The organism is Fructobacillus sp. ChS1-6f1-1-27 (assembly GCF_059579415.1).
Genome location: NZ_JCAOER010000003.1, coordinates 148,763 through 173,635, shown reverse-complemented (window position 1 = coordinate 173,635; position 24,873 = coordinate 148,763). Strand labels below are relative to the sequence as shown.

The window sequence follows — 24,873 nt, the reverse complement described above, 5'->3', positions numbered from 1 at the left end:
AAAATCAGTCTACAAAAAAGTAAACTGACCTTATAATTAGTGCGCTGCCATGTACATCAAAGCAATTGCAATGATAAACCAAACTGCTCCGAGGATTGTTGTTGTCCGTCGTAAAACAGCTTCAAAGCCACGCGACTTGCGTTCTGTAAATAAGTCTGTCGCTCCACCAGACAAAGCTGACAAAGCATCTTGTTGCTTGCTGGGTTGCATCATAACTGATACGACTAGTAAAAAGCCTACAACCAGCAATAGGATGGTTAAAATATTAGTCACAAAGACTACCTCCACTTGCAATTCATCTTTCCCATTATAACAGAAATTAAATTAGTTTCCAAGGCTTAAGCGGAACATCAAAATCCCACCGGCAACTGCCACGTTCAATGATTCGGCAGCCCCCATGATTGGAATATACAAGTTGGCAGTCGTTTTTTCTGCCAAAGCAGGGTTTAACCCCTGCCCTTCGTTTCCAACAATCAAGGCCCCGGCTGAAAGACCGTGGATTTCTTGGTAAGGCTTGGCCTCTTCGTTTAATTCAGAACCGTAAACTGGCAAATCGTTTTGCTCAAAGGCATCAATCCAATCAACCAAGTCACCCTGCAAGACTTCCAAGTGGAAGTGCGATCCCTGCATGGCCCGGACTACCTTTGGCGAAAAAGCGTCAGCGGTTTCTTGGCCTAAGACAACCCCCTTAAAGCCAGCAGCATCAGCAGTTCGAATCAAAGTGCCAACGTTACCGGGGTCTTGGATGGCATCCAAGAACAACCACAAGCCATCGTGGACATAAGAGGGGTCGAAAGTCTTTTCTGGCAAAGTTACTTCGGCAAAGATTCCTTGAGGTGTCTTAGTCCCAGCAATGTGGGCAGCAACTTCCGTTGAAATTTCAAAGGCAGGAACACCATGAGGCACATCGGCTAGGTGTTCTTCTAACTGAGCTTCCGTTGCCATCACAGCATGGAACTTAGCGCCTGACTTGATGGCTTCTTCAACTAAGTGCCAACCATCCAAAAGGTAGGTCTTTTGGTCTTGACGACCCTTCTTAGTTGAAAGCTTGGCCCAGGCTTTTACCTTGGCATTTTGTTTTGATAAAATTCGTTCCATTATTCTTCCTTTGAGTACATTCGTACAAATTATTGACGGTGTTGCTTACCAGCGTTTCGACCGCCAGCAGGCTTGTCTTCGTCTTCAGGCGTCACATCACGAGGACGGAGGTCTTCGGGGCGGACCCGTTGTTGACCGGCCTGGTTGTTCATTTGACCGGCAGCGCCAGCCGTCTTCATGGCATTAGCAATCGCTTCATCCGCCGTTTGCTTAATCGTAAAGTTTTCTTCCACGTGAGCCACCAACTTGGGGTGCATCAAGTGGATGATGAAGGCCTGGATAACCACGGTGATTCCACCAACAATGAAGTAAAGACCCAAGGCCCCTGAAGAAACCAAAGTTACCCCAGCAATCATCAATGGCATCAACCAAGTAATTTTACCGGCTGTTTTCTTTTGCTCCGCTGGCAAATGCAACTGGGCCAAGTAAGCCTGGACACCATAAATCAAGAAAACCAAAACAGTCAAAATGATTTGTGGCTTTGACAAGGCCATGCCAAAGAAAGTCGCAGTCTTCAAGCCATCAGCATGACGAATAGCCAAGTACAAACCAGAAAAAATTGGCAACTGGATGGCCATCGTTAGCCAAGAAACCCCACCGGTAATCGAAACGCCATTGGCCTTGTATAAGTTCATTGACGCCATTGAGACCGCTTGCTGTTCGGCTGGGTTCGTACTTTCCTTAACCTTCTTTTGGATTTTTTCCAATTCGGGCCGGAGCTTTTGCGTCTTTAAGGTTGAAATAGTGGTGTTCTTTTGTTGGTTAACAAAGATTGGCAACAAAACCAAACGGAAGATTGCCGTCAAAATAATAATTGCCCAACCAATGGCATTAACACCACCGACTGATTTGGCAATGTCGGTCAAAATATGGGCAATTGGGTCAGCCACATACTTATACATCCGACCATGGACGCTATAACCGCCCGTCATCAAGTAAATATCTAATAGGACCACGACAAAAGTCAGTGACCGCTTAAATGATTTCATAAGAACTTCCTACTTCCTCGTCTGTAAAAATTAATCTCCACCATTATAGCAAGAATGACTTGAAAAAGTTGGAATTTTTGCAAACTTAGTCTTCAAATGACCTGTCTACGCTCTTCTTTGCTAGCGGAAAGCGCAACCGGAAGACCGAACCAGATCCTAGAGCCGATTCAACTTGGACCTGGCCACCATAGGCCGCTACCATCTTTTTGACGATACTAAGTCCAAGCCCATTCCCACCCGTTTGGTGGACCCGGGCCTTATCAACCCGGTAAAAACGGTCGAAAACCCGGTCCAGGTCTTCAGCAGCAATCCCCTGGCCAAAGTCTTGGACCCCGATTTCAAGCCAAGTCCCAGCCTTAGCCAAAGCCAAATGAATTTCCTTCCGGTCCGTTGAATACTTCAAGGCATTATCAATTAAGATAATCAACAACTGCTCCAAGTGGTCCGGCCGAACATTAACTTCGTCAGGATGACCTAAAGCATTATCCAGGGTCCAAGAAAAGTCGGGATGGACTAACTGTAAGTCATGGTAAACCCGCTCTAAGACTGGGGTCACCGCTGTTGGTTCAACCTGGTTTTCGATCGTCAGGTTTTCTGCCCGAGTCAAGACCAGCATTTCATTTACCAAGGTTTCCATCCGGGTAATCTCGGCCAAAGAAGAGTTAATCGAATCCTCCAAGACATCTGGGTCATCTTTTCCCCAGCGGTTTAATAGGGCTAAGTGGCCCTTAACGATTGCGACTGGTGTCCGTAATTCGTGGGAGACATCCGAAACGAAGTCTTGCTGGGAGTGAATGAGACCTTGGACCTTATCCATCGTTTGGTTTTGGACCAAAGCCAAGTCATTTAATTCCTTGTTGTAAGCAATCGGCACCACCCGGTTTTCGGTTAGGGGATCGTCTTCAAAGTCAATCATCGTTTGCTGAATTTTTTTGACTGGTCGAACCAGCACTTGGGCCAAGGCCCAGGCCAAAAAAACCGTCCAGAGCAAGGAAAATGCCGTAATCCACAGCCAGCCATGGCGTAATTGTCGGAAGCTTTCGCTCGATAAATTAGGCCGGACAATTAAGTTTAAACACAGTAGAATGCCCGCTAAAAGAAGCAAAAAACCCACCGTTAACCCGATTGTCAGTAAGGTTTGAATCGAGATAATTGGTGAGTTTTTAGTTGTTTGTTTTGATTTAGTCATCTTAGCTCCGCATGACATAACCAGTTCCACGAACTGTTTGGATATAAGAAGTCTTTGATTCCGGATCATCGAGCTTATTACGCAAGTAACGAATATAAACATCGACCACGTTGGTTTCGATTTGGGTATCAAATCCCCAAACTTCCTTCAACAACTTTTCCCGTGATTGCACAACGTTGATATTTTCAACCAACAATAGCAGCAAGTCATATTCACGCTTGGTCAAGTTAATCACTTGGTCATCACGACGGGCAATCCGGTTTTCCTTTTCAAGTTGTAAGTTCTTGAAGCGGATAATGGATGGTGACTTGTCAGCTGGGTTTTGCTCAATGTCAATTCGACGGAGCAAAGACCGGACACGGGCCAACAATTCTTCAATGGCAAATGGCTTAACAACATAGTCGTCAGCTCCATAATCCAAGCCAGAAACTCGGTCAATCACAGAGTCACGGGCCGTCATCATAATGATTGGCGTCTTCTTTTGTTCCCGTAAACGGCGAGCAACTTCAAAACCATTTAATTCTGGTAGCATCAAGTCCAACAAAATCATATCGAAATCTTCGTTCAATGACCGGTCTAAGCCTTCGCGACCATCTAAGACAGTTTCGACATCATAGCCTTCATGTTTTAATTCCAAGCTCACAAACTTGGCTAAGTTTTCTTCATCTTCAACAATTAAAATCCGACTCATAATTTTCCTCGTGACGTTTATTCTAAGAAGGGAATTGATTCACCCTTGGTAGAAAATGAATAAGTTTTAATATTATTCTACCATAAACGTCAATTTTTCTCATGATTTAAAAAAATCATCTAACTTTGACAACCGTGGGTCCAATTTTTCTGGACCCTTTTCTTGGTCACCTTGACCGTCTTGGTCTGCTGGGTGGTCCTTTTCAAAGTCTGCTTCTGAAACAACCTGCCAGTCTTGACCAGTTGGCATCGCCGCACCGGCTTCTTCTGCCGGTGTCAAAATTTGACTTGGCAAGAAGGCAACTAGGTTATCCAAAACCGCCTTGTCCAAGTCGAGACTGTCATTTTCTAGCAAAAAGACTGGTTCTTGGTCTTCAAAACTCTTTAACCGGTCTTCACTTTCAACATAGGTTTCTTGAAAGTCAAAAGAAGTTGACCAATCAACCGGTTCTAACGACCGTGATGATGGCAAAACCAAGTCAGCGGTAACAGAAACCGCCAAGACAATGTCGTCATGGTCCAAAGTCTGAACAGTCCCCTGCACACTGACCTTATTAGCCTTCAAAATCAAGTCAGCAAACTGGTCCTTTAAAAGCGGCGTTAGGTCTAACTTTTCATCAATCATTAAGGGGCTTTGACGGTACTTTAAGAGTTGTTGTTTTGCGTATCTCACTAGTTACTCCTTTGTAAAATCAATTGGGCGCCTTGAAACGTCTTGGCCAAGCTTTTTTCCTTGTTGACCGGCTAAGATTTGCCAAAGCATCCCCGCCTTGTAGTCTAACCGGAGGTTAGCCTTAGCCAAGCCTAAGTCAACCTTTGAGATTAATGGCAAGCGGACAGTCCGCTTGACCTCGCTCAAATAAGATTGACCGGCCCCACTAAAGCCAAGTAGGCGGATGTAGTTATCAGCCATCGCGGCTTGCATTTGGTCAACTTTAACGTTTAAGAGCGTGTAAAATAAAGTTCTTTGAATTCGGGCAAAGGTATAGCGCTTCGTCTTAACTGACTTGATATAAGACTGGTAAGACTGTGGCGCTTCGGCTGCAGAAGCCACGCCAAATAAGCGGTGCTCTAACCCTTCAGCCATTTGGTAAACCTGGCCCAATTGACCAAGCGTATCAGTTAACAGTCGGTAACGGAGCAAGTCGTAAAAGGGCTGTTCAAAGGCCAAAGCGTTGGGCTTTTCGTTCAAGGCCTTTAGGGTCCTTTCTGGCACCACCTTGCCAACCTTCTCCTGCTTGCCTTTATGGAGGGCTAAGCGGATTGAAGAAGCTGAAGCAATCGTCTGGTCGGGGCCAAAGGACTGGTCGTGGTAACCGGCTTCAAGCCGGGCTAATGGGTGCAAGGCCATTTCTTGACCACTTTCATAAACCGCCTTAGCGTAAGAAAAGGCCAAGATATCGTTTGGGTCTTCCATCTTAAAGCCAGTTTTTTCTTCTAATTGAGTCGCATAGGCTGAGGCAAAGGTCTGACTCCGGTCTTGGAACTGGCCTTTACTTTCAATCTCAGCCGCTTGCTTAGCTAAGGCAAGAAAGTCAACTTCTGGGTGTTCGGCACCAAAGACTAAGTCCTGAACGCCTAAGGCCTGCAAAATTTGGACCGCACCTTTGGCAAATAAGTGACCAGGTTGAACCGCATAAAAGACGGGCAGCTCAACCACCACGTCAGCAGCACCAGCCAAAGCTAGTTTTGTCCGTTCCCACTTGTCTAAGAGGGCTGGTTCACCCCGTTGCACAAAGTTTCCAGACATAACGACTACGGCCACGTCAGCCCCGGTCATCTCCTTAGCCTTTTTTAGCTGGTAGGCATGGCCATTATGAAAGGGATTGTATTCGGCAATAATTCCGACTGCTTTCATTAACTTCCTCTTTTAGCCGCAATAAACCAGCGGGCATCGGTTTCCTCAGCCTTTTTTTGACCGAAGTTGGCCGTGATTTCAATTTCTGAAAAGCCGGCCTCAACTAATGCCTCTTGGTATTGCTTGATTTGGTAGGTCTGTTCGTGGTGAACTTCGCGAACAAGGTTAAAGGCATCAATACTTTCGTTATAGATAAAAAACTTTAAATCATGGTCGACAGCGTTTTCGGCTTCACCTGGAAAACTGGTCCACATAAAAATCTGGTCCGGGTCATCATCGTTGTTATAACAATAATTATCGTATAAAACGTTAACCTGGTATGGCGTAATCACGTCAAATAAGAAAGTCCCACCTTCTTCCAAGTGGTCATACGCCTGCTTTAAACCTGCCTTGAAGTCCTTTAAGTTCGGTAGGTAGTTCATCGTGTCTGCAAAAGACACAATCGTCTGGTACCGATCTTCCCAAGCTGAAAAATCACGAATATCAGCCTCTAACAAGCGCAAATCCACTTGGGCCTCTAGTGCGTGTTCTTGGGCCAGGTCAAGCATCGCTGCCGACTGGTCCAATAAATCAACTTGAAAACCATTTTGACTAAGCAAGACGGCTAACCGGCCGGCTCCACCACCAAGGTCTAAGGTCTTTCCTGGTGCAACTTTTTCTTTAACATAGGCCAACCAGTCATTGTAAAGGTCAGCATCAAACAATTGGTCATATAGCTTGGCAAAAGTTTGATAGGGCATCTCTTCACTTTGGCTCATTGAAAACTCCTTTATTTGCCAGGTTATTGGGCAACCATATAGTTGGTTACGTCAACTTCCTTCGCATCAAACCACAACCGGTCCAAATGGTAAAAATCACGTGATTCTTGGTTAAAGACGTGAACAATCACATCACCTAGGTCAAGCAAGACCCATTCGGCCTTGTCATAACCTTCAATATTCATAATTTCACCACCACGAGCTTGAACATCTTCTTTGACTTCACGAACAATGGCTTGAACCTGGCGGTTTGAGCTAGCAGAGGTAATCACAAAATAATCAGCGAGCAAAGAAACCGGGCTCATATCAAGGGCCATCACTTCTTCCCCATGCTTGTTATCAATTGCTTGTACGGCTGTCTTCAATAGTTCTTGTGAATCAATGGCTGTCATATAAACTCCTTATTATGCTTGCAAGTACTTCGCCCAGTCGTTATAACTTGAAAAGGTCTTCGGGTAAATCACATTACCCGCTTCAGCTAAATAAGCCAGGGTGTGCTGTAATTGGTAGAAGACCCCTTGGTCTAAGGACTGGTCCGTGATTTTTCGCGCCTCTTTGACACCTGGAAAGTCTCGGCCTTCTTCTAAGTAGTCGGCCATAAAAACAATTTTGGCCAATGGTTGCATTTGGTGGCCCTCACCAGTGGTATGGTTGGTCACCGCATCTAAAATAGCTGAGTCATCAATGCCAAGTTCATCTTTGATAAAGTAGGCACCGACGACACCGTGCCAAATTGCTCGACTCCAGTTTTTTAAATCAGGGTCTAGGTGGTGCTTATCAATCTCTTGTAAAAAATCTTCTTTGGACCGTTCTTTGGCGTAATCGTGAACCAAGCCAGCTAAGGCAGCTTGGTTTTCATCCACACCGTTTTGTTTGGCCAGCCGAACGGCGTAATCTTTTACCCGTAAGCAGTGCTGGAACCGTCCATCCGAAAGCTGGGCTTGTACCTGGCCTTCAATTTGACGAAGTTGTTTTTCAAAATCTGTTGACATGTCAAACTCCTTTCCAAACTGGTCCCTTGCTTAGCGCTTAACTAAGCTTTGAAACCTCAACTGAATACTTCATATACTTTGGATCATTGGCAACTTGGAACAAAACTAAGGTTTTCCCTATCACTTGGGCAACTTGAATCGTTGAATTTTCCTCTATAAAGCTGGCCAAGTCCTTAGCAGACCATTCACTGCCCTGTTGGACGTTAACCTTGATTAATTCCCGCTTTGCCAAAGCCTTTTGAACTTCAACTAACCATTCCTGGTTAGCCCCTGCTTTCCCAATTGAAAAAATTGGTGAAAGCGTATTGGCCTGTGACCGTAAGAACCGTTTTTGTTTTCCAGTTAAGTTTTGCATTAAATCATTGCCTTTCGCATAAAGACCCCAACCCCCTCAGGCGCATAAACCGTCAGGTGTAAGCCAGCTGGCAAAGTCAAAAAGCCAAGGCCAGCATAGACCAGGTCGGTCTTTTCAGTTGTTTTAAAGTGGTAAGACGTTAGCTTAGCAGCCGTTTTCGGTGCTGGTGCTAATAACTCACCAACATGTTTATCATAAAATTCATTTGCACCGACCTGTTTAGTCCGGTGAATCTTTAAGTTATTTTCAAAGTAAGCCGTCACGGCCGTTTTTTCGCCCTGGCTAGTTTGGTCCAAGTCAAACCGGGCTAAGCCACCAAAAAACAAGGTTTGTTCAGGGTTTAGCTGGTAAGTCCGGGCCTTGATTTCGGCCTTAGGCAAAACGTACTTCAAGTCCTTATCACCAATAAAGTGGGCATACTGGTCCCCTTTAATGATTCCAGGGGTATCAATCAGGCTATTACCATCATCTAATGGGATGGCAATTTGGTCCAAAGTTGTCCCTGGGAACCGAGACGTCGTGATTAATTCCTTCACACCGGTTTTTGACTTAATAATTTGGTTAATAAAGGTCGACTTCCCGACATTTGTCGTTCCGACCACATACACACCACGGCCAGCCCGTTCTTGGTTGATTTTATCCAAAACGTCATCTAAGTTATCAGGATGGGCAGCAGAGAAGAGTTCAACACCAACAGTTTGAATGCCCTGCTCCTTTAATTGACCCTGGACCCAATTCTTTAACTTATTGGCCTTTAACGACTTAGGTAAGAGGTCAACCTTGTTTGCTAGGACTAAAATTGGGTTTTTCTTACCAACAAAGCGGGGCAAACCCGGAATTGTTGACCCAGAAAAATCAAAGAGGTCCAAAACATAAACAATTAAAGCATTCGTATCTGAAATCTGATGGAGCAATCGGGCAAAGTCATCGTCCGTTAGGTCAACCGGCTGGATTTCATTATAATGGCGTAACCGAAAACACCGTTGGCAGAGTAATTGGTCAGAATCCAAGGACTTTTTCAAAGCAGACTTAGGCAAGTAGCCAACCCCTTTCTTGTCATCAACTTGGATCTTGCTACCGCAGCCAATGCAGTATAAGCCCTCTGTCAAAGCTTCTTCAACTTCTTCATCGGTTGCAATTACTGACTGGTTCACCTTCATTTGTTCTTCTTTATCCATTCTAATGGTTATTATCCTTTGCTTTAACAGCTTCATCTAAAGAATGGTGCCAAACCAGCTGGCGGTCATTCCTATAGATGATTTTTTGAGCAGTTCTTTCCAACCAGCGGTTAATCCAAGTCTGCCACATATCTGATTCAATTAATTGACGAACTAAAACAGACTGAACCCCCGCTAAGTGAGCGGCCCAGACATCTGTTAACATTTGATCGCCAACCATTAAGACTTCATTTTTTTGGTAGTTGTTTTCTTTCAAAACTTTCAAAATACCGCGAGGAAGTGGTTTCAAAGACCAGGCTACATAATTGACCTCTAGTCCCGCAACGGCTTTTCCAACACGCTTCCAGGTATTGTTAGAAACAACAATCACTTCAATGCCAGCTGCTCTTAGTTCTTTTAACCAAGCGTGCAATTCCGGCGTCCCATCCTTGTTATTCCAAGCCAACAAGGTATTGTCCAAATCGGCTAGGATGGCTTTAATGTTGTGGTCTTTTAATTCTTGCACCGACAGATTATAAATAGATGCAACCGTGTAGGTGGGCGTTAAAAAATTAAGGGCCATGCACTTCTTCCTTTTTCTCTATTTACCCCACATTATACACGAAAATAGGGTCTTTTAGACAAAAAAAGACCCCCAGAGGAGTCTTCTTCTCAAAACTTTAATTTTGGTTTTAATACCAACCGTTACTCTGGAAGTGGCTAATAGCATTAGCAACAGTTCCATAGCGAGCAGCGATGTAGGCTTGCATTGCTTGTAATTGTACCGCATAGTTTCCTTGGTAGTTTTGACCAGGAACATAAGTGGCATAAGCAGCTGCAGACAATTGCCCAATTCCATAAAATGAGCCGTTTTGGGCATTAACGTTTCCGCTTGATTCACGTTGAATCAACCAGTTAATGTCACCAGAAGCAGTTGAAGTGCTTGCAGAACTTGATGAAGCTGATGAAGTCGTAGCAGCAGTAGTACTTGCTTGTGAGCTTTGAGTAGACGAAGCTGACGTTTCAGTTACGGTTGCTGCTTGGCTGGTACTGTCATCACTTGAAGAATCTCGTGAGCTAGTATCGTTGTCAGTTGAGACATTGGTGTTGTATGCAGTATCTTCCAATCCCTTGATACCATCAACAGATGAAACTGCATTAGAAACCGTCTTTGTATTAACTGAGCTAGTAACCTTGGCTGCTTGGTCAGTTGTCGACTGTCCATTATTAAATTGTTTGTTAGCTGCAGTAATGGCTAAACCAGTTACAGCTAAACTAGTAAGTAAAATTTTATTAAACATCATGTCTTATATTCTGCCCAAGCAATGTTACGTGAATGTTAAAGTGAGTTACATTATGGTAACATCGGATGAGTAAATATACTTTATCCCTTTCTTTTGTATTGTAAATCGTCAATTTTAGACAATTTAGAATTAGCACGGTTGTTTTTTCGATTGAGCCACCAATAAATTGGCAGACCAACAAAAATGATTATGAGTGAAATGATAACACCTTCCAAATCATTTAGCAACTCTGACAGTTCAACATAGAGTGAACCTAAAATAGCGATAATTGGGATAAGTGGGTAAAGTGGCATTGAAAAGGCCCGATTTCCCCCTTCTGGGTCGCGCTTTCGCAAGATCAAAGCGCCAACAAAAACTAAGATGTAAAACAAGAAGGTCACGAAGATTGCATAATCAGTCAACTTATCCGGGTTGGTGATCCACATCATAATATAAGCGACCACAATCATAAACCAGATAGCGTTGTTCGGCGTCTTTGACTGATGGTTTAATTTAGCAAAAGACTTGGCAAAGAGGAAGTCACCCTTCTTAGCCATCACGTACAAAATCCGTGGAAAAGAAACCACCTTACCATTCAAGGTACCAATCAAGGAAATCAAGATAGTAACGGACAAAATCCGACCACCCCAGTCACCAAAGGCATTAATCGCCATCCGCAACGTTGTATTTTCCCCAAGGTCAACAATTTGGTTAGCCGTCAATGACCGGTAAGCCCCGTATGAGATACCCATATAGGCGACAATCACAATCACAATCCCCAAGACAATCGCTTTTGGCATCGTCTTTTGGGGATTTTTAATTTCACCAGAAATGTTGGCCAAAGTTACCCAGCCATCATAGGCAAAGAGCGTTGCCAAAATAGCGACACCAAAGCCACCAGTTGATGAATGTGAAATGGTTGAAATTGATTGTCCAAAGGCATCGTGTTGGCCAAAGAAGAGGCCATAGATGATTAAAGCAGCAATGGGGATTAATTTGACAGAAGTCGTCAAAACCTGGAAGCCGGCTGAGACGCGGTTTGGGATTGAGTTCACCAAGCCAACGAAAGCCAAGGCGGTCATTCCAGCTGGCAACGACCAAATCGACTTCAAACCAAACAAGCCAACAAACAAGACCCCAAAGTAAGCCGAAATTGCCCCCATCATCGCAGGACCATAAAAAATAACCTGCATCCAACCAGCCAAATAGCCAATCGTCTTACCATAAAGGCGAGTCAAATAGGCGTAGATGCCACCAGTTTCAGCCATCTGTGAACCAACCTCGGCAACCGTCATTCCTGCCGTCAAAGTCAAAATTCCACCAGCAATCCAAGCTAACAAAGCGGTATTGGTGTTTCCAGCCATTTGTAAGACTGAACCCTGCTTAAAAAAGATTCCAGAACCAATAATGGTTCCAACAACTAACGATAGTGATGACCAGAGACCAAAGCCTCGATTCAATTTTTCTTCTTGCGCCATAAAAATGACCCTCCAATACTAAAACTTCCGAATGCTACTATTTTATCATAAATTCGGACATTCCCGCCATTATTTGATTGTTTTATGAGAAAATATTCGTATAATACGAACTATAAAACCTTAAAAATCGTTTTTATTCAATAAAATATTATAAAATCAAATAACTTCTCTACTATATTATCGAAATTTATGAATTGCTGCAAACAAAAAAGAACCTCCGAACCAACCATCATTTGGTCGATAAAAAGTTCTTTTTCTTCTATTATATAGTGTTTTCTGTAAGTACCCTTACAGTTCCTGCTTAAAGTCTTCAGGCGTATACCACTTGAGTAACTTTGAAAAGATAAATTGAGCTAGCAATCCGGCAACAACTGGAATAATAAACCAAGCCAAGATTGCTACTACTGGTGAAATCCAGTTATCCATTACTGACAATGGCACCGCTGAGTCTTTCAAGATTGATTGAAGTGGCGAAACCATTCCGATGTAGCCAAAACCAGCGGTTGTTGCAGTCCCTTGGATGTTAAAGAGCGCAACTGACACACCAGAAATGGCGGCTGCAAACATAAAGGATAGGATGGTAACCGGCTTTTTGAAGACCGATGGCATCATTCCCTTCATGGCACCCAAGAAGATGGCAACTGTTGTCCCCTTCTTGTTAACCTTCCAAGAGTTAATTAGTAAGACAACCGTTGTCGCAACCACACCCATAGCAGCTGCTCCAGCAGTCATACCGTGCAAGTTGATAGCCAAAGAAATTCCAACAGTCGAAATTGGGGTAATGATAATCACCGCAAAGGCCATCCCGATCAGAATTGCCATTGGCAATGGTGCCAAAGTGGTAAACTTTTCGACCAAGTCGCCAATCCAAGTCGTGACCTTTCCGACTGTTGGGGCCATTTCCTTACCAAGCAAGCCAACACCACCACCAACGATGATTGGCGTCAAAATAATGGCAACAGAACCAAATCCGGCTAAGTAACGATAGATTAACCACATCACGAAGACAGCGATCCCCGCTACTAACATGGCGTTAATCACATCACCGGCACCATTGGCGACGTACAAACGAGTGTCAGCCAAGTAGGCTTTTCCGGTCAAAGGTTGGCTTGTACCAGCTTTCATCATTCCCCACTGGATTGAGTTAGATGAAACCAAAGCCGCCAAAGCAACCACACCGGTGTCAAGGGGCTTCATTTTGAAGTTCATCGCCACGGCCATTCCAATCAAGAAAGGTACCATTGAGGTAAATAAAGTTAAAATGGCGGAATAGTTAGCCCCGGCTTGGGTATTGGCCATCCCTGTAAACTGAATAACGTACTTCATCACGGCTGATGGTAGCACGCCAATCAAAATTCCATTGGCAGAACCTGACAAAACCTTAAAGAAGAAATCTTTGATCTTGATGGATTCTTTACCTGAAAATACTGCTTCTGTCATAATAATCCTCCGGCCCCACTTAGTGAGGTCTTTTATTTCACCTATAAGTATACCAGCTTTCACCAATAATGTGAACATTTTTACATAATAAGTTTAGAAAATTTAACCAAATATCATAATTTAACACCTTTTATTTAGAATAATTATAAATATAATCAAATTTACTAAATGATAAGTGATAAATTTCACGGTATTAACAACCACAAAAAAAGGCAAGAACTACAGTTCTTGTCTTTTTAAACTAAGTTGTTTTAATCAAATTAGTACTTAACAGCGATTGAAGGTGTTTCACCCTTGGCAAATGATACAGCAGCATCAAATGATTGGTGAATCATTTCTTCAACGGCCTTCGTCGTGTAGAAAGCGATGTGTGGCGTAACCAAGACGTTTTCACGGGCAATCAAGTCCGCAATCTTAGGGTCAGGGAATTCCTTACCAGACCAGTCTTCGTTGAACAAACCAACTTCTTCTTCGTAAACATCCATAGCGAAGTCTGAAATCTTACCTGAGTTCAAGCCATCAATAACGGCATCAACATCAACCAAGTTTCCACGAGAAACGTTAACAATCACAACGCCATCCTTCATCTTAGCGATGCTGTCCTTGTTAATCAAGTGGTGGTTTTCAGGAACACCAGGAACGTACATTGAGATTGCATCAGCTTGGGCGAACAATTCGTCCAAAGTATCAACATACAGACCTTCTTCTTGCAATTCCTTGTTAGGGAACTTGTCAAAAGCAATCACCTTAGCGCCGAAGCCCTTCAAGATGTTGATAGCTTTGCGACCAATGTTACCGGTTCCGATAACCCCAACAGTTTGCATCCGCATTTCACGACCAATTGTTGGTGCCCAGCGCAAGTCATGCTTAGCAACCTTGGCATCCATTGGCTTGGTGCGACGGAGCAAACGTGACAATTGAATCATTGAGTGTTCCGCAATTGCGTTTGGTGAGTAAACAGGGACGTTTGAGATGTTAAAACCAAGTTCCTTGGCTGCATCAAAGTCGATGTTGTCTGTACCAACGTTACGCAAAGACATGTTCTTAACACCAACAGCGGCCAAGGCTTCCAAAGTTTCCTTGGTGTAGTCCAATTGTTGGTAAACAACGGCTGAATCAGCCCCTTCGGCCAACTTAGCAGTTTCAGGCGTCAACAATTCCTGGGTGTAGTCAACTTCGACTTCAGGGTTTTGTTTCTTCCAATCTTCCAAAGATGGCTTTTCATCATCACGAATTCCGTAAGCAAAAACTTTCATGTTCGTCCTCCAAATTAATATCTAAGCATATTATACCGCAAAACGGCTTTAAATTGTCTAAATTAACGGCTTATTTTTTTAAAGTGGTTGGCTTTTCGCCAGCTTTTTCCATAATGCCGTCAATCAAACCATACTTCAAAGTTTCTTCCGCTGACATCCAGAAATCACGTTCTGTGTCACGGGCAATTTCTTCAATCTTCTTGCCAGAACCATCAGCTAAAATTTTGTTCAACTTTTGCCGGGTCTTGGTCAACTGGTCGGCAATAATCGCCATATCCGTTTGTTGGGTACCACCAGCAGCCCCACCCATTGGTTGGTGAATCAAGTATTCGGCATTTGGCAACATGTAGCGGTGACCTTTTTCACCAGAAGCGGCGATAATGGTTCCCATTGAAGCTGCCAAGCCCATCACGATTGTCGTAACTGGGGCCTTGATAAAGTTCATCGTATCAGTAATTGATAGACCAGCAGTCACTGACCCACCCGGTGAATTGATGTACATTGAAATTTCTTTTTCAGGGTCTTGGGCTTCCAAGAAGAGTAACTGAGCAACGATCGACGTTGCCATGCTATCTTCAACCTCTCCTTGAACCAAGATAATTCGGTCTTTTAACAACCGGGATGGCAAATCGTATGATTCACGTCCGTTTGCTGTTTGTTCAATAACTCCAGGCCACATATGCTGTACTCCTTTTCCCTTTTCTTAAAGTATAATTGTAACGCAAAACTAGCACAAGAAACAGGACTCTGCTAAATTTGGACTAAATTTTGTCCAAATCAACTTCCTCGCCGGCCTTAATCTGCTCAGCCAGCTTGGTCAACTTCCGCATCCGATGGTTGGCACCCGATTTTGAAATTTCAAGCATATCACCAATTTCTGCCAAGGAAGCATCCTGGTATTCCAAGCGAATTCTGGCAAAGTCAGCTAATTTAGGTGGCAAGTCATCTAGGTCACCAATTTGGCCCTGAATCGTTAACAAGGCTTGGACTTGACTGTTAGCCGCATCCGCTGTCCGCTGCAAGTTTGCCGTGTCGGCGTTGTTAACCCGGTTAACCGAATTCCTGGTATCACGGACCAGGCGGATATCTTCAAAACGCAGCATCATCTGACTAGCACCAATGACTTTCAAAAAATCAACAATTTTTTCGGCCCGCTTCATGTAGACCACATAGTTATGGTGACGACTAATCATTTTGACCGGCAAGGTAAAACCATCAATCAATTCAAGTAATTGCTTGGCCAAAGTTTCCTGACCCGTGGAAATTTCCAAATGATAGTTAGCTTTTTCCGGCGAATTGACTGATCCCGCCGCTAAAAAGGCACCGCGCAAAAACGACTGTCGCTTTTCTTCGGTATTTAATAACCAGGCTGGTACGTCTTGGTCTAATCCAAGCGGATCAACCCCCAAGTTATCCAAAATTTCTTCGACATGGCTCTGCAAGACAACAATCAACGTCTTACGCTCCGTCAGCGCCATTCGGTGGTTCACTTGGACATCCACCAGGGCATCTGGATAGATTTGCCGGATCAAGGTGTAAATTCGCCGAGCAATCGCTGGATTTTCTGTTTGGACACGAACTTCTTGGTCTAACCCCCAGGTTGAAACCCCATTCATTTGTAATAAGGCTGCCAGTTCTGACCGGGCCCCGTCATCCGAAACAATTTTTCCAGTTAATTCTTTTTTGACTTCAGCAGCGTATGACATCTTAGTCCTCCACTAGTGAAAGCAAGGCATCGGCTACCTTTTGGCCATCGTGGAAGGCACCGGCATCCCGCAGTTTCAAAAAATCACTTGAGATTGACTGGGCACCAAGGCCTTCAACTCCGGTTGGGTCCAAAACAACCTGCTTGGCAATCTCAGACCAACGTTGCAGGTCAACGAAGTCAGCTGGAACTTCCTCGTTATTACTCAAAACGTAGTCGATTAAATTGGCACCTAAGTGCTGGTTCAAAGCCGCCAAATGTTTGGCGTCGGTGTACCCACCAGTTTCACCTTTTTGGGTCATGATGTTAGCAATGTAGACTTGCTTGGCCTTAGTTTTTTGCAAGGCCTCTTTAATGCCTGGCACAACCACATTTGGCAAAACGGAGGTAAAGAGTGACCCTGGTCCGTAAATGACCATGTCAGCCTCTTCAATCGCTTGAATAGCATCCAGTGATGCCGTAATCGGCTTTTCACTTACGTCATTTTCAGACCGAGTCAGCCAAACCTTTTCCAAGTCATCATGGGCAGCAGTGATGGTTGCCTCACCAACTAGTTCTCTGCCAGACCGAGTCTTAGCATGTAAGATAAGCGGTTCCTTAGCAACCGGAAACACATGGCCTTTAATTTTTAAGTACCGGGCCAACCGGGCAATCGCAGTTGAAACATCCCCCGTCATTTCCGTCAAAGCAGCAATTAGCAAGTTGCCAATCGCATGCTTGGCCAAAAAGTCATCATTGGTATTAAAGCGGTATTGAATTAAGTCTAAGAGTTCCTGGTCCGCTTGTGACATCGCCACTAAGATATTGCGGATATCCCCAGGCGGAATAATATTGACGTAGTCCCGTAAAAGCCCAGAAGAGCCCCCATCATCAGCAACCGTCACGATTGCCGTCAAGTCGACGTCTTGTTGGATTAGCGGGTTAATTATGACCGGCAGGCCGGACCCCCCACCAATCATCACAATTTTTGCAGTCATTTACTGACCCCTTTTGCTGGTATTCTTACTTTTTATTTTACCATTTTTTCATTAAATAAAAGTAGACGGTTCACTCAGTTTTATCGGTTATCACCACTAAATTCTTTGCCTAGTTGGTGATTTTCTTGCATCGACCAATACTTTGTTTTTGTCACTACAAAAGCATCCAAGACTGGCAAATTCAATAAGTTCCCCAATTCGACCAACCGCCTGGTTAGCTGAATATCTTGGATGGATGGTTTTACCTGACCAGATGGATGGTTATGGGCAACAATCACAGCATAGGCATTAGCCTGCAGGGCCCGTTGAAAGATTTCTCGCGGTGAAGCCGCCACCTCGGTCAAGGTCCCAACGAAGACAACCTCAAAACCAATCACATCTAATTGTGCATTTAGCAAAAGCAAGAAAAATTGTTCCTGCCTCAAATGGCCAAGCTCTTCTTTTACAAAGGCACCAACCTCTTCTGAGTGTTTAGCAGACAGCAAAACCGGTCGGACCGCTTTTGCCAGTTCTTGGCCCAAGGCCATCGCTGTTAGTAAGGCCTCATTAACCGCCGGGTTTTCCGCAATAAAGTCAGCCTTGGTATCCTCATCTATCTCTTTGAGTAAGTAACCGTGCTGGAAGTACAGCAAAAACTGGTCCAAACCCTTTTGCCCGTCCTGGCCAAGCAACTGGTAAAAATTAAAAATCTGTTCTTTCATGAAAATACTCCTTTCAAAGTATTAGACGAAAAAACAGATTAATTATTTTTTGAATTTAATTATTTTTTTTGTTGGTAGGACTTCTTCACCACTGATAGCGATAGTAAGACCGCCACCACAATCAAGACGACATCCAACCGGTAGGTAAACTTAATACCGGCTAAAGTACTCTTTGCCAGGTCGTGACTCCCTGCTTGGAAGAAGGAAACCACCGAAGCTGCCAAGGCAATTCCGACCGCTGCCGAATAATTGTTAACAGCAGAGAAGACCGAATTACCAGCACTATGGTAGTTTTGCTCCAGGTAAGAAATCGCGTTGGTCATGTTATTTCCAGTCCAAATCCCACCCCCAATTTGTGTGAGGATGAAACCAAAGGTAGCTGAAAAAACAGTAAAGGGGGCCAAAACCATCCAGGCCATCCCACCAGCAATAAAGGTCAACCCAACCATGTTCGGCACTTTCAAGCCAATCCGGTCATAGAAGTTACCAGCAACCACAGCCATTACGGCAAAGCAAATTGCCCCTGGGAAGAGGGCTAAGCCAGCAACATCCGAATTTTGGTGCAAAACCAACTGCAAGCCCATTGGGATTGCGTAGTTATAGGTCAGGTTAACTAATTGAATTAAGACCACTGCTAAAACAGCTTGGCGGAAAATCGGGATAGCAAAGATATGGGGTGGCAAAACTGGATCATCAACCCGCTTTACATGCCGGTAATACAAGACCATGCTAATAACCGACAAGACTACCAATCCAAATGTCAGTAAATTCAATAACCCAACTGAAGACAAACGGTCAATTGTGATCACCAAACTAATTAAGAAAATTGAAAGGTAAGACCAGCCGACAAAGTCAAATTTGGCCGGGTGAACGGCATCAAACTGACGGATGGTCACCCAACCCAAAACTAAGGCCATAAACTGGACTGGAATCACAGCCCAAAAGACCATGTGCCAACCATAGTACTCGGTCAAAAAACCACCGAAAGCAGGGCCCAAAGCTGGTGAGAAAGAAACAATCAAAGAGGCTAAGCCAATCATTGTTCCCCGCTGGTTCATTGGGGCCTGCTCAAAAATAACATTATTCATCAATGGCAAACCGACACCGGCACCAACGCCTTGCAAAAGTCGGCCAAATAAAATGAAACCGAACTGATTTGAGGTGGCATCAATCAAAATACCGATTAAAGAAATAATTCCAGCCACCATAAACTGGGACCGGTTGGAAAACCGCTTCTTTAACCAGGGGGACATCAGGATAATCATCGTTGTTAACAAGATTACCCCAGAAGTCAACCACTGAACAGTGGCCGAGCTAACATGAAGCTGGGCCATCAGCGTTGGGAAAGAAACGTTTAAAGCCGTTTCCAACATAATATCAGTAAAGCCAAGCAAGGCAATGGCTAGGATACTTAAAATAAACCGTAAATCTAATCTTTTTTCTGGCATAGTTTCTTTCTAATTTCACTAACAAAGTAAAGAGAACCCGTTACCACCACTGTACTACCCTTGGCAAAGTCAAAAGCCTCTTCAATCGTGTCAAAGTAGGTTAAGTCTGCCAAGCCCTCATGCACATCAGCCAAGGTCAAGCCGGCCCGGCCATGCAGACCCTCAAAGGGTACCAAAACAAGTTGGATATTCGTGTCCTTTTCCAAATCCAAAAAGGCGCTGTCAATATGCTTATCTGCTAGGGCCCCAACAATGACCGTCACTTTACCAGTGAACTGGTCTTTAATTGTTTGGTGCAAAGCCGTAATTCCGGCTTTATTATGAGCACCGTCAAGGTAAAGGTCAGGCGTGATTTTTTCAAACCGGGCTGGGATAAAGGCTTTGGCCAAACCAGCTTGGATAACTTCGTCTGAGACGGCCGGGTCAAAGGACCGGATGGCAGCCACGGCAGTGGCTGTATTTTCCACCTGGTAAGACCCGGGCAAGCCAGGGGTAAACTCGCCAACCTTGACCGGTTGAATTGGGCTTTCCAGACTTGTCGTAATTTCCTTAATCACTCGCATTGGTTCTTTACCAACCGAAGGACCGACAATTGTCTTTTCACTAGCCTGGATAATCCCGGCCTTTTGCCAGGCAATTTCTTTCACCGTGTCTCCAAGCATCCCCTGGTGGTCTAAGGCGATACTGGTAATCACAGCGACCTTACTAGTTTTCAAGATATTGGTTGAGTCATACCGGCCCCCAATACCAACTTCAACCACGGCCAAATCCAAGTCCTGGTCCTTAAAGTAGGTCAGCATAATCGCTGTTACCACTTCAAATTCAGTTGGTTGGAGGCGGAAAGCGGTCGCATTCTCGAGAAAATCAACCCCGTTTTTAACAATCTTAGTGTAACGGGTCAGATCAGCTGCAGAGATTTTTTGACCGTTAACTTGGATTCGTTCCTCAAAGTCAACAATATAGGGCGAAGTAAAGGTTCCCACCCTCATGCCAGCTTCTTTAGCAATCGCGGCCACCATGGTGACAACAGAACCCTTCCCATTAGTTCCCGTTACGTGAATGGCGGGTCCTAGGTCGTTTTCAGGATGGTCCAAGACACCCAGTAAAGCGGCCATCCGTTCAAAGCTGTCCTTTTTACCAGACTTCGGCCGACCATGAATGTATTCAATTGCCTCATCAACGGTTTCCAAAATTTATCTCCAATAGTTAATTTAAACGTGTAATTTCATTATAAAACAAAAATCCCGCTAAAACCGGTAGTTTAAGTGGGATTTATCAAATTAGCTTAGTCTTTTTCGCGGACAGTAAAGTCACGACGACGGCGTTGGCCACCTTGACGGTTACCACCACGGTTATCTGAATGAGACCGGTTACCTTGTCCATTACCGTTCTTGCGGTAACCACCGTTTGACCGACCACCATTGCGGTGGTTGTTACCACGGTAGCCACCATTTGACCGACGGTTACCACCACGGTAACCGCCACGACGTGATGACCCACCCTTGCGGCGAGGCAATGGGCGTTCACGTGACAAAACAACCGGTGCATTTTGCTTGTCCAAACCAGCAACGCTAGCCAACAAACCAGCAGCCAACTGTTCAGCAGTAAACTGTGAAGTCAGTTGGTTCACCTGAGACTACAAGTCAGCAGGATCAATTTCGTTCATCGTCTTTGCAGCGGTATCAATTGAACCATTAATCCGGCCAATCCGAGCTTCCTTCAAGGTTGCTGGTTGCATCGGCGTCATCCGCTTCTTGGTCAATTCTTCAATGGCCCGCAAGTAGTCCATTTCATTTGGTGCAACCAAGGTAACAGAGGTTCCTTCAGCCCCGGCACGACCTGTCCGGCCAATCCGGTGAACATATGATTCTGGGTCTTGTGGAATATCAAAGTTATAAACGTGTGAAACGTCCTTAACATCCAAACCACGGGCAGCCACATCAGTCGCCACCAACAAGTTAATTTCATGAGACTTGAATTGGTCCAAGACGCGAGACCGCATTTGCTGGGTCAAATCACCGTGCAAACCAGCTGCACGGTAACCACGGGCTTCCAAGCCACGAGCCAATTCTTCAACCCGGCGCTTTGTTCGACCAAAGACAATTCCCAAGAATGGTTCTTGGATATCAATTGTTCGTGACAAAGCATCAAACTTTTCTTCGTGACGAACACGGATAAAGTACTGGTCAACCAAGTCAGTGGTCAACTGCTTTGCTTCAATCTTCACCATTTCAGGGTTGGTCATAAACTTAACCCCAATCCGACGGATTGATTCAGGCATCGTTGCTGAGAAGAGCAAAGTCTGACGGGAATCAGGGACTTGGGCGATAATTGATTCAATATCGTCCAAGAAGCCCATGTTCAACATTTCATCGGCTTCATCTAAGACCAAAGTCTTAACGTTGTTTAACTTAGCCGTCTTACGGTTGATGTGGTCAAGCAAACGACCAGGAGTACCAACCAAGATCTGTGGGTGAGACTTCAAGCCCTTAATTTGAGCCCGAATATCAGAACCACCAAAAACAACTTGGACGTTGACAGACTTATCGTGGCCTAACTTCTTTAATTCATCAGCCGTTTGGATGGCCAATTCACGGGTTGGTGAAATAATAACTGCTTGAATATTTTGATCATTTAAATCAATGTGTTCCAAGATTGGCAAGCCAAAAGCTGCGGTCTTACCAGTTCCGGTTTGGGCCTGACCGATAACGTCTTTACCCGCTAAGGTCAATGGAATTGTTTTTTCTTGGATTGGGGTTGCGTCAACGTAACCATGGGCTTCAATTGACTGCAAAATGGCTTGTGACAAGCCGAGTTCACTAAACTTCAAAATTATCTCCTTTGTGCGTGCCGTCTTGCACGCCTTGACCCCAATGGGGCCTTTTACAACAAACGTGCAATTGGCACGTCAAACGCCAAGCAGTTTAGAGTCTAGCTGGGCTGACTATTAACTTTAATCTGAGATTGTTTGACCGGTAACTGTCTCATACAAACTCTCAGATAAGTTTTCAAATGAATGACCATTATAGAATTGGTTGGCCAGTAAGATTACAGCATCCTGGCCGTTGTGACCAACTACCGTTGATGGTTCATAACCATTAAAGACACCATGGGAAGTATAAATATCGCCATAGCGGTACAAACCAGAAGTATAATGGGCTGGCAAGTGTTGGCTAAATAAAGTGTTTGAATTTTTAACAATCTTATTATTAAAGGTCAACCAGTATAGCCGATATAAGCTTCCTGCTGAGACTGCATAAGCCCCAGTTCCCGTTTCTCGCTGGTATTCTTCTTTAGTTGAATCAGTTGATGTTGTCAAATCCTTTTGATAGCCAGAAGCGGCATGCTTATCAGAATGGAACTTAGTGTACCCTTCCAAATTCAACCCTAGAGTCTTATTGTAGTACTGGTTCATCAAGGTTGTAAACGACTTACCAGTAATCTTCATTAAGATACCAGCCAAAAGGCGGTAGTTAACCGGCTGGTATGACCAGCCAGAACCAGCCCCAATGGTTTCCCCAGTAGTAATGGCGGTATCAGCAGAATACTGGACGTTATCTTGGTCCGAAGTAAAAGTCGTTGGCTGGGTAGCCTGTCGCAAACCAGAAGTCATCGTCAACAAGTCCCGAATGGTAATCTGATCAGCATCCTTAACGTTTGGATAATACTTTGACAGCAAGTCATCATAAGAAAGCTTGCCCTGGTCAACCTCACGGCCAATCAGCAAGGCGGTCATCACTTTTGCAGACGAAGCAATGTGATAAGTCGTTTTGGCATTATTCTTCCACTGCTTAGCATAATTAGCATAGCCATAACCTTGGTTCAAAATAATCTGACCGTTTTTAACAATCAAAGCTGTTCCAGTAAACTTGTTCTTCTTTAACTGCTTATCAACTTCCTTGGCCGTACTGGTTTCAGCCGACAAGTTGGTTGACAAGTTCGTAACATTGGCTGCTGACAGCGTTTTTTGTGTTGGACTAGCTTGCTTAACTTCCGGCTGGCTATACTTTGACAAAGCAATTGACCCACCCAAGCACAAGACAATTAAGATAATGGTTGTAATGGTCAACCAGTGGTCCTTTAACCACAAGGCCTTCACTTTTTCGGGGAAAATATCAACCCGTTTCAGCATTGAAACCCTCCTAGTCTTTAGAATCCGAGACTAATCGTTCAACAATTTTTTCAAGGTGGACACCGTGGCTGCCCTTTAAGAATACTGTATCATTTTTTAAAACAGTTTGAGCAATTTGCTCGGCTAAGTCATCAACCTGATGACCACGGTACTCACGAATTTTCTCAACTACCATCGTGTTTGGCAAAGCCTGGCCTAAGTTATCGGCCATTAGCGGTCCAACCAAGTAAACTTTTTTGGGCTTTGCAGCTACCACTGCACCCGCCAAGCCCGCGTGTAAGGCTGGACCATCTTCGCCTAACTCCAGCATGTCTCCCAAGACCAACACTAAGTTAGTCGCCTGATCTTTGGCTAAGGACTGCAAAACTTCCTTTGTTGCCGTAGGGTTTGCATTGTAAACATCTGAAATAACAGTACAACCATTGGTTGCCGTTAAAATTTGAGTTCGGTTCTTAGTTAAAGAAAAGTTTTCTAGCGCACTGGCAATTGTCTTCAGGTCAATTCCAAACGATTGACCGACTTTAATTGCAGCTAGAGCATTCCTAACATTATAACGGCCAGGCAAAGGAATTGCAAACTCTTGGTCAAAAATGACAAATTCAGTCCGGCTTAATGATTCTTGAATATCCGCCGGCTCTGGTCCAAAAGTCACCGTGTTAACTGGCAAGTTCTTCGCCTTTGTTAACAACGGTTCATCAGCCGGGATAAAGAAGACCCCGTTTTCCTTTAGACCAGCCATAATTTCTAGCTTAGCCTTGGCAATATTAGCCCGGGTATGGAAGAATTCCAAGTGGGCCTCACCAATCATGGTAATAATGGCCATATCGGGTCGAGCTAATTCCGATAAGAAGGTTAACTGGCCTGGTCGGTCCATCCCCATTTCCAAAACAAGAATTTCGGTTGTTTCCGGCATTTCTAAAATCGTCACCGGCACCCCAATTTCATTATTAAAATTATCCGGTGTCTTATAAGTCGCAAACTTCTGCGACAAAATAGCAGCAACCATATCCTTGGTCGTTGTCTTACCATTTGACCCCGTGACCGCTACTACCTGAGGTTGGACTTCAGCCAAGTAGTACTGGGCCAAATCTTGCAGACCTTTTAAGGTATCTGGCACAATGACAGCCGGAACGTCCCCACCCACCGGATGCCCTTCTTCGGCTAAGACGGCCAAGGCCCCCTTTTCAAGCGCCATCTCAATATAGTTATGGCCATCATTTTCACCAACTAGGGCCACAAAAAGGTCGCCCGGCTTCACTTTGCGAGAATCAAAAGCAACCCCGGTCAATTCTTGGTCTAAGTCACCTTGCAAAATTCCATCAGTTGCTAGTGCAATTGCTGGTAATGAAAGTTTCATCTTTTTCTCC

At 44.4% G+C, this 24,873-nt stretch carries 25 protein-coding genes and 1 pseudogene; all 26 read right to left on the bottom strand.

Annotated features, from left to right (window positions below; translation table 11 throughout):
• Positions 1-36: 36 nt before the first annotated feature.
• On the bottom strand, positions 37-273 hold the full coding sequence (gene secG / locus AC5162_RS03005) for a preprotein translocase subunit SecG (protein ID WP_496533765.1): 237 nt from the start codon (positions 271-273) through the stop codon (positions 37-39).
• A gap of 51 nt (positions 274-324) precedes the next feature.
• Positions 325-1,098, bottom strand: coding sequence for a TrmH family RNA methyltransferase (locus tag AC5162_RS03000; RefSeq protein WP_496533764.1), 774 nt, complete (start codon positions 1,096-1,098; stop codon positions 325-327).
• Between the two features lie 29 nt (positions 1,099-1,127).
• Entirely contained in the window at positions 1,128-2,087 is a 960-nt protein-coding gene (gene yidC / locus AC5162_RS02995; RefSeq protein WP_496533763.1) for a membrane protein insertase YidC, read from the bottom strand.
• A gap of 85 nt (positions 2,088-2,172) precedes the next feature.
• On the bottom strand, positions 2,173-3,276 hold the full coding sequence (locus tag AC5162_RS02990) for a sensor histidine kinase (protein ID WP_496533762.1): 1,104 nt from the start codon (positions 3,274-3,276) through the stop codon (positions 2,173-2,175).
• A gap of 1 nt (position 3,277) precedes the next feature.
• Entirely contained in the window at positions 3,278-3,967 is a 690-nt protein-coding gene (locus AC5162_RS02985; protein ID WP_496533761.1) for a response regulator transcription factor, read from the bottom strand.
• 99 nt (positions 3,968-4,066) lie between these two features.
• The gene (locus AC5162_RS02980) at positions 4,067-4,639 is read right to left on the bottom strand and encodes a DUF177 domain-containing protein (protein ID WP_496533760.1); all 573 of its coding nucleotides are present in this window, start codon (positions 4,637-4,639) and stop codon (positions 4,067-4,069) included.
• A gap of 3 nt (positions 4,640-4,642) precedes the next feature.
• Positions 4,643-5,824 carry a nucleotidyltransferase gene (locus AC5162_RS02975; protein WP_496533759.1) on the bottom strand — a complete coding sequence of 394 codons (1,182 nt, stop codon included), beginning with the start codon at positions 5,822-5,824 and terminating at the stop codon, positions 4,643-4,645.
• Positions 5,824-6,582 carry a class I SAM-dependent methyltransferase gene (locus AC5162_RS02970; protein WP_496533758.1) on the bottom strand — a complete coding sequence of 253 codons (759 nt, stop codon included), beginning with the start codon at positions 6,580-6,582 and terminating at the stop codon, positions 5,824-5,826. Before AC5162_RS02970 ends, AC5162_RS02975 begins: the two co-directional genes overlap by 1 nt.
• A 23-nt stretch (positions 6,583-6,605) precedes the next feature.
• Complete coding sequence (gene rsfS, locus AC5162_RS02965) at positions 6,606-6,974, bottom strand: ribosome silencing factor (RefSeq protein ID WP_496533757.1); 369 nt, start codon at positions 6,972-6,974, stop codon at positions 6,606-6,608.
• 12 nt (positions 6,975-6,986) lie between these two features.
• A complete protein-coding gene (gene yqeK, locus AC5162_RS02960; RefSeq protein WP_496533756.1) occupies positions 6,987-7,574 on the bottom strand; it encodes a bis(5'-nucleosyl)-tetraphosphatase (symmetrical) YqeK in 588 nt (195 codons plus the stop codon).
• Between the two features lie 37 nt (positions 7,575-7,611).
• Complete coding sequence (gene yhbY / locus AC5162_RS02955) at positions 7,612-7,929, bottom strand: ribosome assembly RNA-binding protein YhbY (RefSeq protein WP_496533755.1); 318 nt, start codon at positions 7,927-7,929, stop codon at positions 7,612-7,614.
• Positions 7,929-9,089, bottom strand: a complete 1,161-nt coding sequence (gene yqeH, locus AC5162_RS02950) for a ribosome biogenesis GTPase YqeH (protein WP_496533783.1) — start codon at positions 9,087-9,089, stop codon at positions 7,929-7,931. Before yqeH ends, yhbY begins: the two co-directional genes overlap by 1 nt.
• A 19-nt stretch (positions 9,090-9,108) precedes the next feature.
• Positions 9,109-9,669 carry a YqeG family HAD IIIA-type phosphatase gene (locus tag AC5162_RS02945; RefSeq protein ID WP_496533754.1) on the bottom strand — a complete coding sequence of 187 codons (561 nt, stop codon included), beginning with the start codon at positions 9,667-9,669 and terminating at the stop codon, positions 9,109-9,111.
• 109 nt (positions 9,670-9,778) lie between these two features.
• A complete protein-coding gene (locus AC5162_RS02940) occupies positions 9,779-10,390 on the bottom strand; it encodes an aggregation-promoting factor C-terminal-like domain-containing protein (protein ID WP_496533753.1) in 612 nt (203 codons plus the stop codon).
• 80 nt (positions 10,391-10,470) lie between these two features.
• On the bottom strand, positions 10,471-11,847 hold the full coding sequence (locus tag AC5162_RS02935; protein ID WP_496533752.1) for an APC family permease: 1,377 nt from the start codon (positions 11,845-11,847) through the stop codon (positions 10,471-10,473).
• Positions 11,848-12,135: 288 nt separating this feature from the next.
• Positions 12,136-13,287, bottom strand: a complete 1,152-nt coding sequence (locus AC5162_RS02930) for a PTS sugar transporter subunit IIC (protein WP_496533751.1) — start codon at positions 13,285-13,287, stop codon at positions 12,136-12,138.
• Between the two features lie 260 nt (positions 13,288-13,547).
• A complete protein-coding gene (locus tag AC5162_RS02925) occupies positions 13,548-14,543 on the bottom strand; it encodes a D-2-hydroxyacid dehydrogenase (RefSeq protein ID WP_496533750.1) in 996 nt (331 codons plus the stop codon).
• Between the two features lie 70 nt (positions 14,544-14,613).
• Positions 14,614-15,222: an ATP-dependent Clp protease proteolytic subunit gene (locus tag AC5162_RS02920; protein ID WP_496533749.1), complete on the bottom strand. Its 609-nt coding sequence runs from the start codon at positions 15,220-15,222 to the stop codon at positions 14,614-14,616.
• 82 nt (positions 15,223-15,304) lie between these two features.
• Positions 15,305-16,249 (bottom strand): DNA-binding protein WhiA, encoded by a 945-nt coding sequence (whiA, locus tag AC5162_RS02915; RefSeq protein ID WP_496533748.1) that lies wholly within the window; start codon positions 16,247-16,249, stop codon positions 15,305-15,307.
• 1 nt (position 16,250) lies between these two features.
• The gene (locus AC5162_RS02910; protein ID WP_496533747.1) at positions 16,251-17,225 is read right to left on the bottom strand and encodes a gluconeogenesis factor YvcK family protein; all 975 of its coding nucleotides are present in this window, start codon (positions 17,223-17,225) and stop codon (positions 16,251-16,253) included.
• Positions 17,226-17,305: 80 nt separating this feature from the next.
• Positions 17,306-17,926 carry a JAB domain-containing protein gene (locus tag AC5162_RS02905; RefSeq protein ID WP_496533746.1) on the bottom strand — a complete coding sequence of 207 codons (621 nt, stop codon included), beginning with the start codon at positions 17,924-17,926 and terminating at the stop codon, positions 17,306-17,308.
• 59 nt (positions 17,927-17,985) lie between these two features.
• Positions 17,986-19,374, bottom strand: a complete 1,389-nt coding sequence (locus AC5162_RS02900; protein WP_496533745.1) for an MFS transporter — start codon at positions 19,372-19,374, stop codon at positions 17,986-17,988.
• Positions 19,356-20,564 carry a bifunctional folylpolyglutamate synthase/dihydrofolate synthase gene (locus tag AC5162_RS02895; protein ID WP_496533744.1) on the bottom strand — a complete coding sequence of 403 codons (1,209 nt, stop codon included), beginning with the start codon at positions 20,562-20,564 and terminating at the stop codon, positions 19,356-19,358. The genes AC5162_RS02900 and AC5162_RS02895 overlap by 19 nt, the downstream gene beginning before the upstream one ends.
• A gap of 95 nt (positions 20,565-20,659) precedes the next feature.
• Positions 20,660-22,204 (bottom strand): annotated as a pseudogene (gene cshA, locus AC5162_RS02890) (degradosome RNA helicase CshA).
• Positions 22,205-22,327: 123 nt separating this feature from the next.
• Positions 22,328-23,506 (bottom strand): serine hydrolase domain-containing protein, encoded by a 1,179-nt coding sequence (locus AC5162_RS02885; protein ID WP_496533743.1) that lies wholly within the window; start codon positions 23,504-23,506, stop codon positions 22,328-22,330.
• A 10-nt stretch (positions 23,507-23,516) separates the two neighbouring features.
• A complete protein-coding gene (locus AC5162_RS02880; RefSeq protein ID WP_496533742.1) occupies positions 23,517-24,863 on the bottom strand; it encodes a UDP-N-acetylmuramoyl-tripeptide--D-alanyl-D-alanine ligase in 1,347 nt (448 codons plus the stop codon).
• Positions 24,864-24,873: the final 10 nt, after the last annotated feature.

What these genes read in the sequence shown, in the direction of transcription:
- AC5162_RS02920 (WP_496533749.1), bottom strand. Translation starts at nt 15,222, where the DNA reads ATGTGGCCTGGAGTTATTGAACAAACAGCAAACGGACGTGAATCATAC.
- yqeH (WP_496533783.1), bottom strand. Translation starts at nt 9,089, where the DNA reads ATGAAGGTGAACCAGTCAGTAATTGCAACCGATGAAGAAGTTGAAGAA.
- AC5162_RS02985 (WP_496533761.1), bottom strand. Translation starts at nt 3,967, where the DNA reads ATGAGTCGGATTTTAATTGTTGAAGATGAAGAAAACTTAGCCAAGTTT.
- AC5162_RS02925 (WP_496533750.1), bottom strand. Translation starts at nt 14,543, where the DNA reads ATGAAAGTTTTTGCTTACGGAATTCGTGATGATGAAAAGCCATCTTTG.
- AC5162_RS02900 (WP_496533745.1), bottom strand. Translation starts at nt 19,374, where the DNA reads ATGCCAGAAAAAAGATTAGATTTACGGTTTATTTTAAGTATCCTAGCC.
- rsfS (WP_496533757.1), bottom strand. Translation starts at nt 6,974, where the DNA reads ATGACAGCCATTGATTCACAAGAACTATTGAAGACAGCCGTACAAGCA.
- AC5162_RS02880 (WP_496533742.1), bottom strand. Translation starts at nt 24,863, where the DNA reads ATGAAACTTTCATTACCAGCAATTGCACTAGCAACTGATGGAATTTTG.
- yhbY (WP_496533755.1), bottom strand. Translation starts at nt 7,929, where the DNA reads ATGCAAAACTTAACTGGAAAACAAAAACGGTTCTTACGGTCACAGGCC.
- AC5162_RS02910 (WP_496533747.1), bottom strand. Translation starts at nt 17,225, where the DNA reads ATGACTGCAAAAATTGTGATGATTGGTGGGGGGTCCGGCCTGCCGGTC.
- AC5162_RS02970 (WP_496533758.1), bottom strand. Translation starts at nt 6,582, where the DNA reads ATGAGCCAAAGTGAAGAGATGCCCTATCAAACTTTTGCCAAGCTATAT.
- yidC (WP_496533763.1), bottom strand. Translation starts at nt 2,087, where the DNA reads ATGAAATCATTTAAGCGGTCACTGACTTTTGTCGTGGTCCTATTAGAT.
- AC5162_RS02990 (WP_496533762.1), bottom strand. Translation starts at nt 3,276, where the DNA reads ATGACTAAATCAAAACAAACAACTAAAAACTCACCAATTATCTCGATT.
- AC5162_RS02885 (WP_496533743.1), bottom strand. Translation starts at nt 23,506, where the DNA reads ATGCTGAAACGGGTTGATATTTTCCCCGAAAAAGTGAAGGCCTTGTGG.
- AC5162_RS02940 (WP_496533753.1), bottom strand. Translation starts at nt 10,390, where the DNA reads ATGATGTTTAATAAAATTTTACTTACTAGTTTAGCTGTAACTGGTTTA.
- AC5162_RS02905 (WP_496533746.1), bottom strand. Translation starts at nt 17,926, where the DNA reads ATGAAAGAACAGATTTTTAATTTTTACCAGTTGCTTGGCCAGGACGGG.
- AC5162_RS02975 (WP_496533759.1), bottom strand. Translation starts at nt 5,824, where the DNA reads ATGAAAGCAGTCGGAATTATTGCCGAATACAATCCCTTTCATAATGGC.
- yqeK (WP_496533756.1), bottom strand. Translation starts at nt 7,574, where the DNA reads ATGTCAACAGATTTTGAAAAACAACTTCGTCAAATTGAAGGCCAGGTA.
- AC5162_RS02945 (WP_496533754.1), bottom strand. Translation starts at nt 9,669, where the DNA reads ATGGCCCTTAATTTTTTAACGCCCACCTACACGGTTGCATCTATTTAT.
- AC5162_RS03000 (WP_496533764.1), bottom strand. Translation starts at nt 1,098, where the DNA reads ATGGAACGAATTTTATCAAAACAAAATGCCAAGGTAAAAGCCTGGGCC.
- whiA (WP_496533748.1), bottom strand. Translation starts at nt 16,249, where the DNA reads ATGTCATACGCTGCTGAAGTCAAAAAAGAATTAACTGGAAAAATTGTT.
- AC5162_RS02935 (WP_496533752.1), bottom strand. Translation starts at nt 11,847, where the DNA reads ATGGCGCAAGAAGAAAAATTGAATCGAGGCTTTGGTCTCTGGTCATCA.
- AC5162_RS02930 (WP_496533751.1), bottom strand. Translation starts at nt 13,287, where the DNA reads ATGACAGAAGCAGTATTTTCAGGTAAAGAATCCATCAAGATCAAAGAT.